Annotated in this window: 14 protein-coding genes and 1 pseudogene; 4 read left to right on the forward strand and 11 right to left on the reverse strand. The window is 63.0% G+C overall.

Features of this window, described 5'->3' with window-relative positions; translation table 11 throughout:
• Window positions 1-22: 22 nt before the first annotated feature.
• The 7 genes from proC to AB0N72_RS16820 form a co-directional block, all read right to left on the reverse strand.
• Window positions 23-853 (reverse strand): pyrroline-5-carboxylate reductase, encoded by an 831-nt coding sequence (proC, locus tag AB0N72_RS16790; RefSeq protein WP_363932775.1) that lies wholly within the window; start codon window positions 851-853, stop codon window positions 23-25.
• 306 nt (window positions 854-1,159) lie between these two features.
• Window positions 1,160-1,990, reverse strand: coding sequence for a sugar phosphate isomerase/epimerase (locus AB0N72_RS16795; RefSeq protein ID WP_363932773.1), 831 nt, complete (start codon window positions 1,988-1,990; stop codon window positions 1,160-1,162).
• Between the two features lies 1 nt (window position 1,991).
• Window positions 1,992-3,080: a Ppx/GppA phosphatase family protein gene (locus tag AB0N72_RS16800; RefSeq protein ID WP_363932772.1), complete on the reverse strand. Its 1,089-nt coding sequence runs from the start codon at window positions 3,078-3,080 to the stop codon at window positions 1,992-1,994.
• 79 nt (window positions 3,081-3,159) lie between these two features.
• Window positions 3,160-3,594 (reverse strand): SseB family protein, encoded by a 435-nt coding sequence (locus AB0N72_RS16805; protein WP_363932770.1) that lies wholly within the window; start codon window positions 3,592-3,594, stop codon window positions 3,160-3,162.
• 65 nt (window positions 3,595-3,659) lie between these two features.
• Complete coding sequence (topA, locus tag AB0N72_RS16810; RefSeq protein ID WP_363932768.1) at window positions 3,660-6,383, reverse strand: type I DNA topoisomerase; 2,724 nt, start codon at window positions 6,381-6,383, stop codon at window positions 3,660-3,662.
• A gap of 124 nt (window positions 6,384-6,507) precedes the next feature.
• A complete protein-coding gene (locus tag AB0N72_RS16815; RefSeq protein ID WP_363932766.1) occupies window positions 6,508-7,146 on the reverse strand; it encodes a helix-turn-helix domain-containing protein in 639 nt (212 codons plus the stop codon).
• A 68-nt stretch (window positions 7,147-7,214) separates the two neighbouring features.
• Window positions 7,215-8,864, reverse strand: coding sequence for a methyltransferase (locus AB0N72_RS16820; protein WP_363932764.1), 1,650 nt, complete (start codon window positions 8,862-8,864; stop codon window positions 7,215-7,217).
• Window positions 8,865-8,958: 94 nt separating this feature from the next.
• Here AB0N72_RS16820 and AB0N72_RS16825 point away from each other — a divergent pair, with 94 nt between their 5' ends.
• Window positions 8,959-9,402, forward strand: a complete 444-nt coding sequence (locus AB0N72_RS16825) for a hypothetical protein (RefSeq protein ID WP_363932763.1) — start codon at window positions 8,959-8,961, stop codon at window positions 9,400-9,402.
• 64 nt (window positions 9,403-9,466) lie between these two features.
• Entirely contained in the window at window positions 9,467-9,994 is a 528-nt protein-coding gene (locus tag AB0N72_RS16830; protein ID WP_363932761.1) for a hypothetical protein, read from the forward strand.
• Window positions 9,995-10,002: 8 nt separating this feature from the next.
• Here the strand turns inward: AB0N72_RS16830 and AB0N72_RS16835 are convergent, their stop codons facing one another.
• Window positions 10,003-10,899, reverse strand: a complete 897-nt coding sequence (locus tag AB0N72_RS16835; RefSeq protein ID WP_363932758.1) for a rhodanese-related sulfurtransferase — start codon at window positions 10,897-10,899, stop codon at window positions 10,003-10,005.
• A gap of 126 nt (window positions 10,900-11,025) precedes the next feature.
• Here AB0N72_RS16835 and AB0N72_RS16840 point away from each other — a divergent pair, with 126 nt between their 5' ends.
• Entirely contained in the window at window positions 11,026-11,721 is a 696-nt protein-coding gene (locus AB0N72_RS16840; RefSeq protein WP_363932756.1) for a GNAT family N-acetyltransferase, read from the forward strand.
• An 83-nt stretch (window positions 11,722-11,804) separates the two neighbouring features.
• Complete coding sequence (locus AB0N72_RS16845) at window positions 11,805-14,147, forward strand: DEAD/DEAH box helicase (protein ID WP_363932753.1); 2,343 nt, start codon at window positions 11,805-11,807, stop codon at window positions 14,145-14,147.
• Window positions 14,148-14,158: 11 nt separating this feature from the next.
• Here AB0N72_RS16845 and AB0N72_RS16850 read toward each other — a convergent pair whose 3' ends face one another.
• From AB0N72_RS16850 to AB0N72_RS16860, 3 genes and pseudogenes are all read right to left on the reverse strand, one after another.
• Entirely contained in the window at window positions 14,159-14,521 is a 363-nt protein-coding gene (locus AB0N72_RS16850) for an Rv3654c family TadE-like protein (RefSeq protein ID WP_363932752.1), read from the reverse strand.
• The gene (locus tag AB0N72_RS16855) at window positions 14,518-14,904 is read right to left on the reverse strand and encodes a TadE family type IV pilus minor pilin (RefSeq protein ID WP_363932750.1); all 387 of its coding nucleotides are present in this window, start codon (window positions 14,902-14,904) and stop codon (window positions 14,518-14,520) included. Before AB0N72_RS16855 ends, AB0N72_RS16850 begins: the two co-directional genes overlap by 4 nt.
• Window positions 14,901-15,059: pseudogene (locus tag AB0N72_RS16860) on the reverse strand (DUF4244 domain-containing protein); the annotation flags it as partial. The pseudogene AB0N72_RS16860 and the gene AB0N72_RS16855, both read right to left, overlap by 4 nt.
• Window positions 15,060-15,091: the final 32 nt, after the last annotated feature.

Raw genomic sequence — 15,091 nt, forward strand, 5'->3', positions numbered from 1 at the left:
GAGGGCGTTAGCTGTACAAAAACTAGCCGAGCTGTTTGGTGATCTCGGCGGCCCGGGCCGCTGCGGCTCTGGCGCCATCGGCGATAATCCTGGGGATCCCGCCGTCGTCGAATGCCGCGATGGCACGTTCAGTGGTGCCGTTGGGGCTGGTGACGGCGATGCGAAGGGCCCGGGGGTCCGCCCCCGGTTCGGCCAGCATGAAACCGGCCCCTGCAACGGTTTCGCGGGCAAGCATGACGGACAGCTCTTCATCCAAACCGAGTTCGACGCCGGCAGCGGCCATGGCTTCGGCGAGATAGAACGCGTAAGCCGGCCCGGAACCGCTGATGGCCGACAACGCGTCCACCTGCTCCTCAGGAATCTCCACAACCCTCCCGGCGCCAGCCAGCGCCTTCTTGGCCTGTTCGAGCTGCTCAGGGGTGCAATGGGTGCCCGGGGAGACGGAAATGACGCCGCGGCCAAGCCGTGCAGGCGTGTTGGGCATGGTGCGGATGACCGGTTGACCCTCTGGCAAAGCCGCTTCGAGCTGGGCGATTGAAACCGCCGCTGCGACGCTTACAACGATCGTGTCCTTACTCAGCGCGGGGCTGATTTCCCGGGCCAGGTCCAGGATGCCCACCGGCTTGACGCCCAGGATGACCATGCCGGAGCCTTTGGCAGCCAGCTTGTTGTTGTCCGGCTCTTCCTCCCCCGCGATGGCCATGACACCGTGGCGCTGGGCCAGCTCGTCCGCCCGCTCAGCACGGCGCACGGTGGCTACGATGTCGGAAGGGTCCGTGCCCGCGGCGAGCAGACCTCCCAGAATTGCCTCGTTCATGGATCCACAGCCAAGGAATGCGATTCGGTTGCTCATGGCTCCATCATTGCAGTTGGGCTCGGACGGGGTCGAATGGATTCCGGATTCACAGCTTGTTCCCAAGGTTATTGCAGGCAGCACTCAAGCTTGGTCCGTAACTTAGTAGTTACCTCATTGAGGGTGCGAGTGATGAGGCGGGCATGGGGATGTCCGCCAGCAGCACCGGTGGCCGGGCGGGTTTTCCCCCATTTCCCGATTCGGCCGCCGGTGCTTTCGCTTTTAAGCCCCCTGGACACCGGAGTTGTTCGCCCGACCGGCAGTTGAAAACTGCGGGCCAAGCGAACAAACCCGGCAGATTGCTGCCTAGCCGCGCTCCACCGGCGCAGGAACGCTCAGGTGCCGCCGCGCGAATCTCAGCGTTTCGGCGAGCATTTCCTCGCGCTCCCCCGCAACCTTTGCCTTGCGCGTGGAAATCTCAGCCACCACGACGCCGTCAAAGCCCGTCGCTGCCAGGTGCTGCAGGGCGTCGGCGCATTGCTGTGTTCCGGTACCGGGAACCAGGTGCTCGTCCTTGCCTGAACCCGAGCCGTCAGTCAGGTGGACGTGCCGGAGTTTGCTTCCCAGCGCCTTGATGGCTTCCAGGCTGTTGGCCCCGGCAGTGGCGGCGTGCGAGAAGTCCCACGTGACGTCGTCGTAATCCTGTCCCAGCGGATCCCAGTGCGGCAGGTAAGCCACGGCCTCCCGCCCGCGAACGCGCCACGGGTACATGTTCTCCACCGCGATGCGGACCTGGTACATCGTGGCGATTTCCCGGACCCCCTCAACGAAATTCTCCGCATAGTTGGACTGCCAGCGGAAAGGGGGGTGCACCACCACGGTGTCGCACCCTACTTCAGCGGCCATCTGGCAGGATTTCTCGATCTTGTTCCACGCCGTGCCCCACACTTGCTGGGTCAGCAGCAAAGTCGGCGCGTGGATCGAGACGATCTCCTGGTTGTAGCGGTGGCTGAGCTGGATCAGGGCAGCTGGGTCCTGGCTCACGGCGTTGTTGGTGACCATCACCTCGACGCCCTCGTAGCCAAGGTCCTGGGCTACGGCGAAGGCGTCATGGACGCTCAAGGGGTATACGGAGGCGCTGGAAAGCGCCACTGGGATCTGGCGGTCATTCACTTCAGGTTCGACGTCGTTGCTCATCTCAGGAGGCCAGCCCGCCTGCCGCGGGGGCTGGTATTGGGGAAGGGGCAGGGGTATTTACAGGGACCGGAAACTCTTTTACTTCCGGGTGGTCCTTGGCTTTCTTCTTGGATTTGTCTTTCTTCCTTTTGCCCACATGGGGTGCGGGGTCCAGGGCTTCCTCAAAGACCAATTGGTCCAGCCTGCGGAGGATCAGGCCTTCGCGCAGGGCCCAGGGGCAGATCTCCATGGTGGGAAATTCAAAAAGTTCAAGGGCCGCTTCAGCTACCAGCGCGCCTGCCAGCAGCTGGCGTGCCCGGGCGTCCGAGACTCCGGGCAGGTATAGCCGGTCTTCCACGGTCATGGCGGAAATCCGCTGCGCCCACAGGCCCAGGTCCGCGGCATGAAGCTCGCGCTTTACGTAGGGCCCGGCCGCGCTGGGGGCAGCACCGGCAATGCGGGCCAATGAACGGAAGGTCTTGGACGTTCCGGCTACGAGGTTCGCGCGGCCAAGTTCGTGGAAGTCGCGAACAACAGGCTTCAAAGTGGAGCGGATGTAGCGCCGGAGTTCCTTGACGCTCTTGGCACTGGGAGGGTCGTCGTGGAGCCAGTCCCGCGTCAGACGGCTGGCACCCAGAGGAACCGACGTGGCGAATTCCGGGAGTTCGTCAGTGCCGTAGGCCATTTCGAAGGAGCCGCCTCCAATGTCCAGGTCAAGGATCGGCCCGGCACCCCAGCCGTACCAACGCCGCACGGCGAAGAACGTCATGGAGGCTTCTTCGCTGCCCGTGAGCTCCTGGAGGGTCACTGTTGTTTCATGCTTGACCCTTGCCAGGACCTCGGGACCGTTGGTTGCCTCCCGGATGGCCGAAGTACAGAAAGCCAGGAGATCTTCCGCTTTATGGCTGGCGGCGAACTCCCAAGCCTCCAGAACGAATTCAATGAGCTCGTGCTGGCCGGCGTCGCTGATGTTGCCATCGCCGTCGAGGTACTGCACCAAGGAAAGCGGTCGCTTGTGGGAGGCGAAAGCCACCGGGCGCGCGCCGGGGTGTGCATCCACCAGCAAGAGGTGGACGGTGTTGGACCCGATGTCGAGAACGCCAAGACGCATTCTGCCATTATTCACCGATTCGAAGCCCGGTAAGCAACTTGGCGATGACGTTTCGCCGACGGGAACGGAGTCCTTGTGGTTATTCGGCCTGATCTGTTGCCTCGTCGGCCCGTTTGAAGTCGCGCCGGATGTTGGCAATGCCCTCGGGATCGATTTCGAAGCCGAATTCGCTCCCGGGGTTAATGACCATGCCCAGTTCGTCACCGATGTTGCCAAGGATCGCTGAACCCATGGTGCCCAGGACGTGCGGGGCGGCTTCGAGGAAACGCTCGTCAACGCGGCTGGGGTGGCTGAACACGGCCAGGACCGGTTGGCCGTCAGCGTTCGAGAGCACCAAGGGCTCAACCGAGGAATCGGGGCCGTCCACAGCTTCCGAGCTGACCAGGTAGACCTCGTTGTTCAGGAAAGCGAGGATGACGTCCACGGGGTTTGCATCCGGCTGGTCGGCCAGGGCAAGCTTTGCCTCAAGGTCGTTCAAGGGTCCGTTATCCGGTGAAACCGTCTGTTCAGTCATGGTTCTACTCGACCACGATGCCGGCCGGGAAGCAATTCGCAAATGCTGCCCGGCCGACGCTGCGGTTACTTCCTGGCTGCTGCCTTCTTCGCAGGAGCCTTGCGTGTGGTGGTCCGCTTGACCGGTCCCTTGGCCCGCTTTTCCGCCAAAAGCTCGACGGCGCGTTCCCGGGTCAGTTCCTCGAGCGAGGTTGAGCGCGGGACGGTAATGTTCGTGACGCCGTCAGTGATGTAGGGCCCGAAGCGGCCTTCCTTCACCACGATGTTCTTCTCGGAAACCGGATCGGGGCCAAACTCGGCAAGCGGCGGAACGGCTGCCCGTGCACCGCGCTGTTTGGGCTGCGAGTATATCTCCAGGGCCTGGTCCAGGGTGATCGTAAAGATCTCCTCTTCGGATCCGATGGACCGGGAGTCGGTGCCCTTCTTCAAGTAGGGACCAAAACGGCCGTTCTGGACCGTGATGGGGTTACCCTCAGCGTCCTCGCCGAGTACCCGTGGAAGGCTCATAAGCTGCAAGGCCTCATCCAGGGTCACGCTGTCCACCGTCATGGACTTGAACAACGAACCGGTGCGCGGCTTGGCCTTGACCGGCTTCTTGGGAGGCTTGGGCTTGCCGTTCTTGTAGTACTCCACCGGCTGGTTGGCCAGCTGTTCCTCGGTCATCTCCGGGATGACCTCAGTGACGTAGGCACCATAGCGGCCGTTCTTGGCTACCACCGTGTGGCCGGTGTGGGGATCCGTTCCCAGCACCCGTTCCTCCGGGGCCGCGGTCTCCATCAGCTCTTTGGCTTTTTCCGCCGTGAGCTCGTCGGGAGCGAGTTCTTCGGGCACGTTGGCGCGGGCGGACTCAACAACCTCGCCTGTCTTTTCGTCCACCGTGGGGATGGAGCTTTCCAGGTAGGGACCAAACTTACCAACGCGGAGCGTAATGCCTTCTGCGATGGGCACCGAGTTGATCTCGCGTGCGTCAATCTCGCCGAGGTTGTTGACGATGCTGAGCAGGCCGGGATCGGCATCTTCACCGTAGTAGAAGTGTTTCAGCCAAGCAGTACCGGCGGCCTGTCCGTTGGCGATCTTGTCGAGGTCGCCTTCCATGTCGGCCGTGAATTCGTAGTCGACGTAGTCCGTGAAGTGCTGCTCGAGCAAGCGGATCACCGAGAACGCAATCCAACTGGGAACCAGGGCCGAACCCTGCTTACGGACGTACCCGCGATCCTGGATGGTGGAGATCGTGGAGGCGTACGTGGAGGGGCGTCCGATGCCGCGCTTTTCCAGCTCAGCGGTGAGGGACGCTTCCGTGTAGCGCGGAGGCGGGGACGTCTCGTGCCCCACGGCCACAATGTCCGAAGCCGTGAGGGAATCACCCTTGGCGACGTTCGGCAGGCGGCGGGCTTCATCGGAATCGTCGTCGCCGCGGCTTTCGTCCTTGCCCTCTTCGTAGGCAGCCAGGAAGCCGGGGAAGGTGATGACGGTACCGGAGGCGGAGAACTCTGCGTCACGTCCGTCGGTGGCCACCGCACCCAGGCGGATCGTCGCAGTGGAGCCCTTGGCGTCAGCCATCTGCGAGGCGACGGTGCGCTTCCAAATGAGTTCGTACAGGCGGAACTCGTCACCGCTGAGCTGCTTGGCCACCTGGGCCGGCGTACGGAAGGAGTCACCGGCAGGACGGATGGCTTCGTGTGCTTCCTGGGCGTTGGCTGCCTTGTTCGCGTAGACACGCGGGCTCTGGGGCACGTACTCGGGCCCGTACAGTTCCGCGGCCTGGCGGCGGGAAGCTGTCAGTGCTTCGTCGCTCAGCGCCGAGGAATCCGTACGCATATAGGTGATGTAGCCGTTTTCATAGAGCCGCTGTGCAATCTGCATGGTGCTCTTCGAGGAGAACCGGAGCTTGCGGCCGGCTTCCTGCTGCAGGGTCGAGGTTGTGAACGGAGCTGCAGGCCTGCGGGTGTAGGGCTTGGTGTCAACGGAGCGGACACTGAAGTCAGCCTTTTCCAGCCCGGAAGCCAAGGACGTGGCCAGTTCCTCGTTGAGGTGGACCACATTCGAGGAAGTGAGCTGGCCGTTGTCGTTGAAGTCGCGGCCACTGGCAACCTTGGCACCGTCAACGGCAGCGAGCTTGGCCTTGAACGAGCCTGACCCTGCGCCGAACTGGCCCGTCAGGTCCCAGTAGGAAGCAGCCCGGAACGCCATGCGTTCGCGTTCGCGGTCCACCACCATGCGGGTCACCACGGACTGGACACGACCAGCCGACAGGCCGCGGGCAACCTTGCGCCACAGTACCGGCGAAATCTCGTAACCGTAGAGCCGGTCGAGAATTCGACGGGTCTCCTGGGCATCAACCAGCGCAGTATCAACATCGCGCAGGTTGTCCATGGCACGGTGGATGGCTTCCTTGGTGATTTCACCGAAGGTCATGCGGTAGACGGGAACCTTGGGCTTCAGGACCTCCAGGAGGTGCCACGCGATGGCTTCGCCTTCGCGGTCCCCATCGGTTGCGAGATAGAGAGCATCAGCATCTTTCAGCTGTGCCTTGAGTTCGGCAACCTTTTTCTTCTTGTCCGGGGACACGACGTAGTACGGCTTGAAGTCGTTTTCGACGTCGACGGCGAACTTGCCCAGCGAAGTCTTCTTCAGTTCTGCAGGGAGGTCGGAGGGCTGCGGAAGGTCCCGGATGTGGCCGATGGAAGCCTCGACGATGAAGCCCTCGCCAAGGTACTTGGCGATGGTCTTGCTCTTGGCCGGAGACTCCACGATCACGAGTTTCTTGCCGGTTTTTGCCTTGCTGGGCACGATGCTCCTACAGAAAAAATGTGTAATTGGGCTGCTGCCCATATTGGCCTAGTTCACCATAGTTTGCAGAATCCTGCGTTTTGGCAGGGAAAACCAGGTGGCCCTTCGAGGACCGGGGATGGTGCTACTGGCCCGGCGCCACGCGGTCATCCGGGATCATCGACCACAGGGTTGCCATGCGCTCTGCGCCCTCGGGAATCCGGGTGGGATCCTCAAGTTCGTACTCCCGGAATACTTCCCGAATCCTGTCTGCCAGCTCCTTGCGCTGCTCGTTGGTCAGGTACAGCAGGTTGCTTGAGAGGACCACGGCTGCCGGCTCCTCCCCCGAGCCGCCCCGCTGCCTGCGCTCACCGCGTGCTTTGGCAAATGCCGAGGCCCTGCGCCGGAACGCATCAAGTTCCAGGTCCACCACTGCGATCTCCGGGCTGGCAACGCTGCCGCCGGAGATGGTGAAGTCGGTCCCGGCAGCCTTCCAACGCCTTTCGCGGGCGTCTCCGGAGTTCTCCGCAGGCGCCACGATTCCCCACTTCTGAAGCGCCCGAAGGTGATAGCTCATGGCACTGGGCGTCAGGCCGGTCCTTGCTGCCAGTTCGGTGGCTGTATGGCTGACCTGGGTCGCGTAAAGCTCGGAGATGACCTCAATCCGGGCCGCATGTGCCAGGGCGCGGATGGCCTTGGGATCGGTGATCTCAACCGTCTTCTCTGCCCGCTTCCGTCGCGGAACGTCGCCTGACGTTTGGGATGTCTCGTTGTTCGCAATCACTTCATCAGTGTAGTCAGGGTCACTAACGGGGGAGCCGGATTCCGGTGCCCCAGGTGCGGCTGGTCCACTCACGAGCTGTACCGGTCAGGGTCCGGAAGCAGGAAACCCTCCAGGACGAGGTTGGTGACCTCGCTGAACAGGCCCTCACGGAAGGCATCTTCATCAAAGGTGTCGCCACCGCCAAGGAGCGCCACCAAAGCAGAAACTATCTGCCGGACGGACAATTGTCCGTCGCAGGCCGAGACGAAGCCGGCGAGTTCAGTACTCAGCAAATTGGTTCGCCGGAGGCCAGCGCCCTGACGCAGAAGGATGACTCCCGGGTGCGCGGCTCCGGGACGCTGGTGCCGTTCTTCGGTAACGTCCTCCGCCACAACCAGATGTGCCTCGGGGATGGCGTTTGCGGCCACCCAGTCAGCCCGCTCTACCGCGGCCCCCAGGTGCGGCCCGATCGGCTGCTCGATGGGATAGGTGATCTCCTCGAAACGGTTGATGACCGCACCGCGCCCGGGCCCGGGGCGGCGGAGCCAGATCATTCCAAAACCGATTCCTTGGACATTCCTGGACGCGAAGTCGCTGAGGTAGGCAGCATAGGCGTCCTTGTATTGCTCACCCTCACGGTTCTGCGAGGCGTCCTGCAACCAGGTTTCGGCATATTGTTCAGGTCCAACCTGCTCGCGCTGGATAAACCACACATCCAGGCCGGAGTCCTTGAGCCAAGCTTGGGGACGGTCCTTCCATCCGGCGCCTGCAGCAACCTCCCAGTTCCCCAGCATCTGGGCCGTCCCACCCGGTTCAAGGACCGTATCCAGGGACCGCACCAGTGATGCCACAATCTCGTCCCCCGGCAATCCCCCATCCCGGTAAGTGAATTGCTCGGCCGACGACTCCCCACCGGTACGGGGTGTAATGACGAAGGGCGGGTTGGACACCACCAGGCCGAACAATTCCCCGGCCACGGGCTCGAGCAGCGAGCCCAGCCTCAGGCTCACGCGGCCCTCAAGGTTGTTCGGGTCCAGGTCCAGCTCCTCGGCGTTGAGCAGGAGGTTGAAGCGGGTGAAGGCGAGCGCCCGGACGGAGATGTCCGTGGCGGTGACATGCTCGCAGTGGTGGAGCAGGTGGAACGTCTGGATGCCGCAGCCGGTGCCAAGGTCCAGGGCCCGTGCAGTGTGCTGCCTGGATGTCGTCTGGACGAGTGTGGTGGAAGCCCGGCCTATTCCCAGCACATGATCGTGCCTCAAGACTCCGGGTTGCTGGTGGGCGGCGAGGTCGCTGGCCACCCAGAGTTCCGCTCCCCCAGTGCCATCGGCGTTGGCATCCCAGCCATAAGGGCGGAGGTCCACCTTTGCCCGGACCATCCCAGACTCGAGGATAACCAGTCCGAGTACCTCAAGCCCCCGGGATCCTGTCCCCGGCAGGGCGGAATCGACGTCGGCGACGGTCTGCGGAACCGCGAGCAGCCACAGGCGGACGATGACTGCCAGTGCGCGGAGGGCCGGTTCTTCAGAGGCCACCTGGCGCTCACTGGCCAAAAGGGCGGGAACGAGCTGGTCCCTGGACAGTGCTTCCGAGGCCGACTCCCCCAAGAGTGCGGCCACTCCGTCCACGGTGTAGGAGATGGCGCGAAGATCCGCGGCGAGGGCCCTCAGGAGGTCCGGCTGGTCACTGCGGGGAGCATCGTCTGTATTGCCTGCGGTAAAGAAGGAAGCTGTGTCAGTCACCTTGCAAGTGTAGGGGTGGCGCAGCTGCACTGTGGGTTCGTCATTGGCGCTATGTGGACAAAGCAGGGCTCTTGAACCCGGTAGCGTTGGAACCATGCTCAACTTCTCCTCCACAGGGCGCTTTGCCGGCCTTGTTGCCATCTCGGCTGCTTCGCTGCTGGGAGTCTCAGCGTGCCAGGCTCCGGTCAACATCCAGGACGCGGACGTCCCTGCCTGGAGGGAAAAGGTGCTCCCCGCAGCCAGCACGGCCGTGTTGGAGGATTCGGGCAAGATTCTCAACCGTGATCCGCTGGTCAAGGAGTCCGCCAACGTTCCGGCCGGAAGTTACACGCTGACGATGGCGTGCGATGGCGGCGGCAAGGCGTATTTCGCAGTCTCCTCCGGCGGAGGGAAGATCACCGACGCCGCCGCAGCCTGCAATGGCAGCCTGGACGTTGTGAAGATCAAGGTGCCGGGAAGCGGAGCCATCAGCATCTCGACAAGCAGCGTGGACGCCCCTCTGGTCTTTGCTTACCATCTGGTCCCTGCGACCAGCTAGGGCGTCGTAACCACCTCACAAAGGTGCCCTTCAGCCGAAGCCCGCACGGGCGTAAAGTCAGCTCATGGGCAGCAGGGCGGCTCCCTCCGTAACGGTACAGCGGCTGGCGAGGGCCGCCGTCGGACTCCTTGTGCTGTGCGGAAGCGTGAGTGCCTGTGAATATACCTACGAGGACGGCGGCAAAGCCGAGGCCAGCGCCAGTTCGACTGCGGCCAACGTAGTTCTCCCGCCGGACCCCGCCTTGGACAAGACCGTCACCGGCAAGGCCTTGGACGAGTGGGCCACCGCTGCTTTGCCCCAGTCGCAGGGACAGTCGTTCTATTCGAGCAGTGGCTTTTTGGGCGCTGGCGAGTCAAGGACCGAGCAAACCGTCCAGCTGCCAGGCGGCACGTACGCAGTGACCTTGGCCTGCCGCGGCACGCGGCGGGTGGCTTTCGCGGTCAAGCTGGGCGAGGCTGAACTCGTTGACCTCACCCTGGGGTGCGCCAACGCGCGGGTCAGCGTGGTCCAGCTGGACAAGGACGCAGTCCTTTCCATCACAGTGGGCACCGGGGCCGATGCCAACTTTGCCTACCGCGTGAGCAGGCTGTGAAGTTCCCCTCAGGCGGCGTCGCAGCCACCCGGGCAACGGAGTGTTTCCGGGCTTGAAGCGCATTCGGCGCAGTAAAGGGTCAGCGTGCGGCAGCTGGGGTTGGAGCAGTTCTCGAATTTGTTGGTGGGTGATGCACACCTCACGCACTCGCCAATGGTCTTGGCTTCCTCGCTGAATTCGACGTGCATGCGCTTGTCGAACACATAGAGGGACCCCTCCCACAGGCCCTTGTCCTTGAAGGTCTCTCCGTAGCGGACGATGCCGCCATCCAACTGGTAGACCTCCTTGAAGCCCCGGTTGACCATCAGGCTGGAGAGCACTTCGCAACGGATTCCGCCGGTGCAGTAGGTGACCACCGGCTTGTCTTTGAGGTCGTCGTACTTGCCGGAATCGAGTTCCTTGATGAAGTCGTGCGTGGTGTCGACGTCGGGAACGATTGCGTCCTTGAATTTGCCGATTTGGGCCTCGAAGGCATTGCGGCCATCGAAAAACACGACGTCGTCACCGCCTGCCCTTTTCGCGTCCACCAACGCGTGGAGTTCTTCGGGCTGCAGGTGCTTGCCGCCGCCCACGACGCCGTTCTCGTCAACCTTCAACTCACCTGGAGCGCCGAAGGAGACAATCTCGTCGCGGACCTTGACGCTGAGCCGCGGGAAATCGTCGGCTCCGCCCTCGGACCATTTGAAATCGATCCCGTGGAACCCCTTGTACTCCCGTGTGGTCTTCACGTACTGCTTCATGTTGTTCAGCTCGCCGCCCACGGTGGCGTTGATGCCGTCCTTGGAAATGAGGATCCGGCCAGTGAGACCCAGTTTTTCGCAGAGGGCGCGCTGCCACAGACGCACGGCGTCGGGGTCGGCGATCGGGGTAAAGCCATAGAAGAGCACAATTCGGTTCAAAGCCACTGTTAAAGGGTACTTGGTGCTGTAAAACCGAGCGTGGCGGAGCGTCCACGTCACAATTCAATAAGCAACCGTCCTTCCCCAGACATCGCTCTGTTCCTTCAGGGAGCGCTGGCATAGTCTCTCTACATGAGTCCAGACGCCTTGGTTGAAGACATTGCGCACCTCTTGGAGGTCTGGGTGGCCGGCTGGTCCGGCTGCCGCGGCTATGAGTCACGCCAAGAGGGACGCTTCCCTGCCGCACTTCGCGCCGACAAGACCGGTGACTGGGAGTACTTCGCCCACGATCCTTCCGACGACGAGTTCACCGCCCTGGCGGGCAAGACCGCGGAGGCTCCAAGCCGGATCCTGACGATCCTCACCAACGACGTCCAACGGTACAAATACTTGGCCGAACAACATGGCTTGACGGTGACGTCCGCGTCCCAGACCATGATGATCGTCGACATGGAAACCCAGGATGCCGAGGATCCCTGGCTTCCTGACGACGACCTCGAACTCGCTACCTCTGAGTCGAACGGTGTGCACCACGCGGTGGTGCATTCCGGCGAACAAGTCGCTGCCAGCGGCAGGGTGTTTGTGGTGAACGGCACGGCCGTGTTCGACAAGATCGTCACCGAGCCGGGATTCCAACGCCGCGGGTTGGGCAGCTTCATCATGAAGGCCCTGGCCGCCCAGGCTTTCTCGCACGATGTTGAAAACGGCCTCCTCCTTGCCTCGCTGGATGGCCAGAAGCTGTACTCGCATCTTGGGTGGGACGTTGTGTGCCACGTGCTCATGATGTCCGTCAGCGGCGCGGAGGGTTCAGACCTCTCCGGCAAGTAAAGCGCGCCCTTCGGCGGACCTGTTCGACGGCGGCTCTCCCGGGAGCCGCCGTCGGCGTCTCCGCACAGTGACAGAATGATTCGGTGGCTGCACCGAATTCTCTGATCTCCCTGCTGGGCCGGACCCAGGACCCTGAGCAGCTCCGCCATGTCCACACCATCCCGGCGCGGAAGGCGGTCAACGAGCCCTGGCCGGGTTGGGTACATCCGGATGTCGTGGCCGCCTACGGATCTCTGGGCATCAACGAACCGTACCGGCACCAGATCCAGGCTGCAGAGATCGCCCATGGCGGCCAACACGTGGTGATCGCCACCGGGACAGCCTCCGGAAAGTCGCTGGCCTATCAGCTGCCGGCATTGGATGCGATACACCGTTCCGAGCTGCGTGTACTGTCTGATCCCGGAAAAATCCACGACGACGGCGCCGTCACGCTTTATCTGTCCCCCACCAAGGCGCTGGCCGCGGACCAGCTCGCAGCCATCCGGGCACTGAAACTGCCCACTGTTCGGGCAGAAACATACGACGGCGACACCGACGTCTCCTCCCGGCGCTGGATCCGGGACCATGCCAATTTCATCCTGGCGAACCCGGACATGCTGCACTTCGGGATCCTCCCCAACCACACGTGGTGGGCCAGGTTCTTCCGCAGGTTGCGCTACGTGATCGTGGACGAAGCACACAGTTACCGTGGAGTCTTTGGCTCGCATGTAGCAAATCTCATGAGGCGACTCCGCCGGATCTGCGCGTACTACGGTGCGGGGACTTCCTTCCCCGAACCGGTGTTCATCGCGGCGTCTGCCACCGCGTCCGATCCCGCGGTGTCGTTCGGGAGGCTTATCGGAGCTCCCGTGCGTGAAGTATCCGAAGATTGCTCCCCGCACGGATCCACAACCGTGGCGTTCTGGGAGCCTGCACTGACCGATGTCAAGGGTGAGAACGGGGCCAAGCAACGCCGTACAGCAGTTGCCGAAACGGCCGACATCCTGGCCAACCTGGTTTCTTCCCGGGTCCGCACCATCGCGTTTATCAAGTCCCGTCGCGGGGCGGAGTCCATTGCGTCCATCACCAAGAGACTCCTGGACGAGGTGGATCCCAGCCTGCCGGGGCGGGTGGCCGCCTACAGATCCGGCTACCTGCCCGAAGAACGGCGTGCCTTGGAGCAAGCACTGAGGTCCGGCCAACTGCTCGGGGTCTCGAGCACGTCCGCATTGGAGCTCGGGATTGATATTTCGGGACTGGACGCCGTGCTCGTGGCCGGGTGGCCCGGTACCCGCGCTTCCCTGTTCCAACAGATCGGCCGGGCGGGCCGTGCAGGGCAGGACGCCATCGCTGCTTTTGTTGCCAGCGACGATCCCCTTGATACCTACCTGGTGAATCACCCGGAGGCAATCTTTGATGTGTCGGTGGAAGCCACGGTCTTTGATCCGGGCAACCCCTACGTCCTGGGCCCGCACCTGTGTGCGGCAGCTGCAGAGTTGCCCATCGGCCCGGCGGAGCTGGATCTCTTCGGCCCCACAGCCGAAGGCCTTCTTGACCGGCTGGTAACCCAGGGTTATTTGCGCAAAAGGCCAGCCGGCTGGTTCTGGACGCATCCGGAGAGCGCGGCAGGCATGGTGAACCTGCGGGCCGACGGCGGCGGGCCCGTCAGCATTGTGGACGCCGAAACCGGCTCCCTCCTGGGAACCATGGACTCGCCGCAGACGCATTACCAGGCCCATACCGGCGCCATCTATGTCCATCAGGGTGACAGCTACCTGGTGGAGGATCTCAACGAGACCGACCATTGCGTCATGGTGCGCCGGGTGAATCCGGACTTCTACACCACGGCGCGGGACGTGACGCAGATCGAGGTTCTCGAAACGACACGCTCGGTTCAATGGGGAGACATCACCGTGCACTTCGGCGACGTCAAAGTAACTACCCAAGTTGTTTCCTTCCAGCGCAAAGCATTGATTTCAAATGAGATCCTCGGTGAGGAGCCATTGGATCTGGGCGCCCGTGACCTGTTCACCAAGGCCGTCTGGTTCGTGGTGGACAACAGATCCCTGCATGGAGCAGGGTTGGTGGAAGCGGAGTTCCCCGGTGCACTGCATGCCGCAGAGCACGCTGCCATCGGGCTCCTGCCCCTGGTGGCGTCCAGCGACCGCTGGGACATTGGTGGGGTTTCCACTGCCCTGCACGCCGATACCGGGGTTCCTACGATCTTTGTCTACGACGGACATCCCGGTGGCGCAGGATTCGCGGAGCGGGGCTTCGAAAAGGCCAAAACATGGCTGACTGCCACCCGGGATGCCATCAAGGCCTGTGAGTGCGAAGCCGGCTGCCCCTCCTGTGTACAGTCCCCCAAATGCGGCAACAAGAACAATCCCTTGGACAAGGCAGCCGCCATCACACTCCTTGGCGTCTTGCTGAAGGACGCCGCCTAGCCAACTGCTCCTTACGGAGGTGGTCCCGCCCTGGCACGACCCTTGGCGACTCCCCAGTTGAAGGGATAAGCCAGCTCGGTGACGACCTCCACCACCTCGCCTCCCACCACCGTGCAGGAGGTAAGGGTTGCGCTGTGATGCCCCACCACATCTGCAGCCACGGCACACGGCTCTCCTGAGGTCAGTCCCCGGGCAGCATCGGCTGCAGCAAGGGCCGCGAGGTCGGCAGCAGATGCCGCCCGCGACGCCATGACTCCTGCCTGGGCCAGCAGGAGCAGCCCAAGCAGGAGTGCCATCACCACAGCTCCCAGGGCCAAGGCAAGCACCGACCCCGACCCGCGTTCGGCAGCCAAGCCCCTGGTTTCCTTTGTCACGGGGTTCCTGCCTCCGCCCGGGCGGCCGCAGATGCCGTGAGTCGCCATGGGATCAGCGGGCCAAGGGCTCCCTCAACCGGCGATGAAGCAGTGACTGTCAGCCATCCGCCGTCGTCTGTCAGTGACGAACTGACGCCCTCCCCCGCAAGCCGTCGGACGGTGTTTTCCACCGAATCCCTGGTTTCGCCCCGGGCGGAGGCCCTGGCACCGGCCCTCACCGCCTCCTCCAACCGCAATTGCGTGATGCCTGCAGCGCCACCTGCCAACAGGAAAGCCAGAAGCAGCACCACAGCAGGCAAAGCAACAGCGAACTCGGCGGTAACGGCGCCGTATTCCGGCGCTCCTACGGCCGCCTTCCTGCCAGCAAGCAGCACTTTTGTCATGGCAGGGACAGAGCCGTGCGGATCACATTGAGCAGGAACCCCCGGACTTCTTCGCTGCGAAGGATGACCACCAGCAAACCAGCCAAACCAACCGCTGCCAGCGTGGTAATCGCGTATTCGGCCGTGGCCATACCCGACTCCGAGCCCATGAGCCGCTGTCCCGGCCCCGTCCATGCCCGGCTCCTTT

Origin of the sequence: Paenarthrobacter sp. NPDC089307 (assembly GCF_040685055.1) — a bacterium.
Classification (GTDB): Bacteria; Actinomycetota; Actinomycetes; order Actinomycetales; family Micrococcaceae; genus Arthrobacter.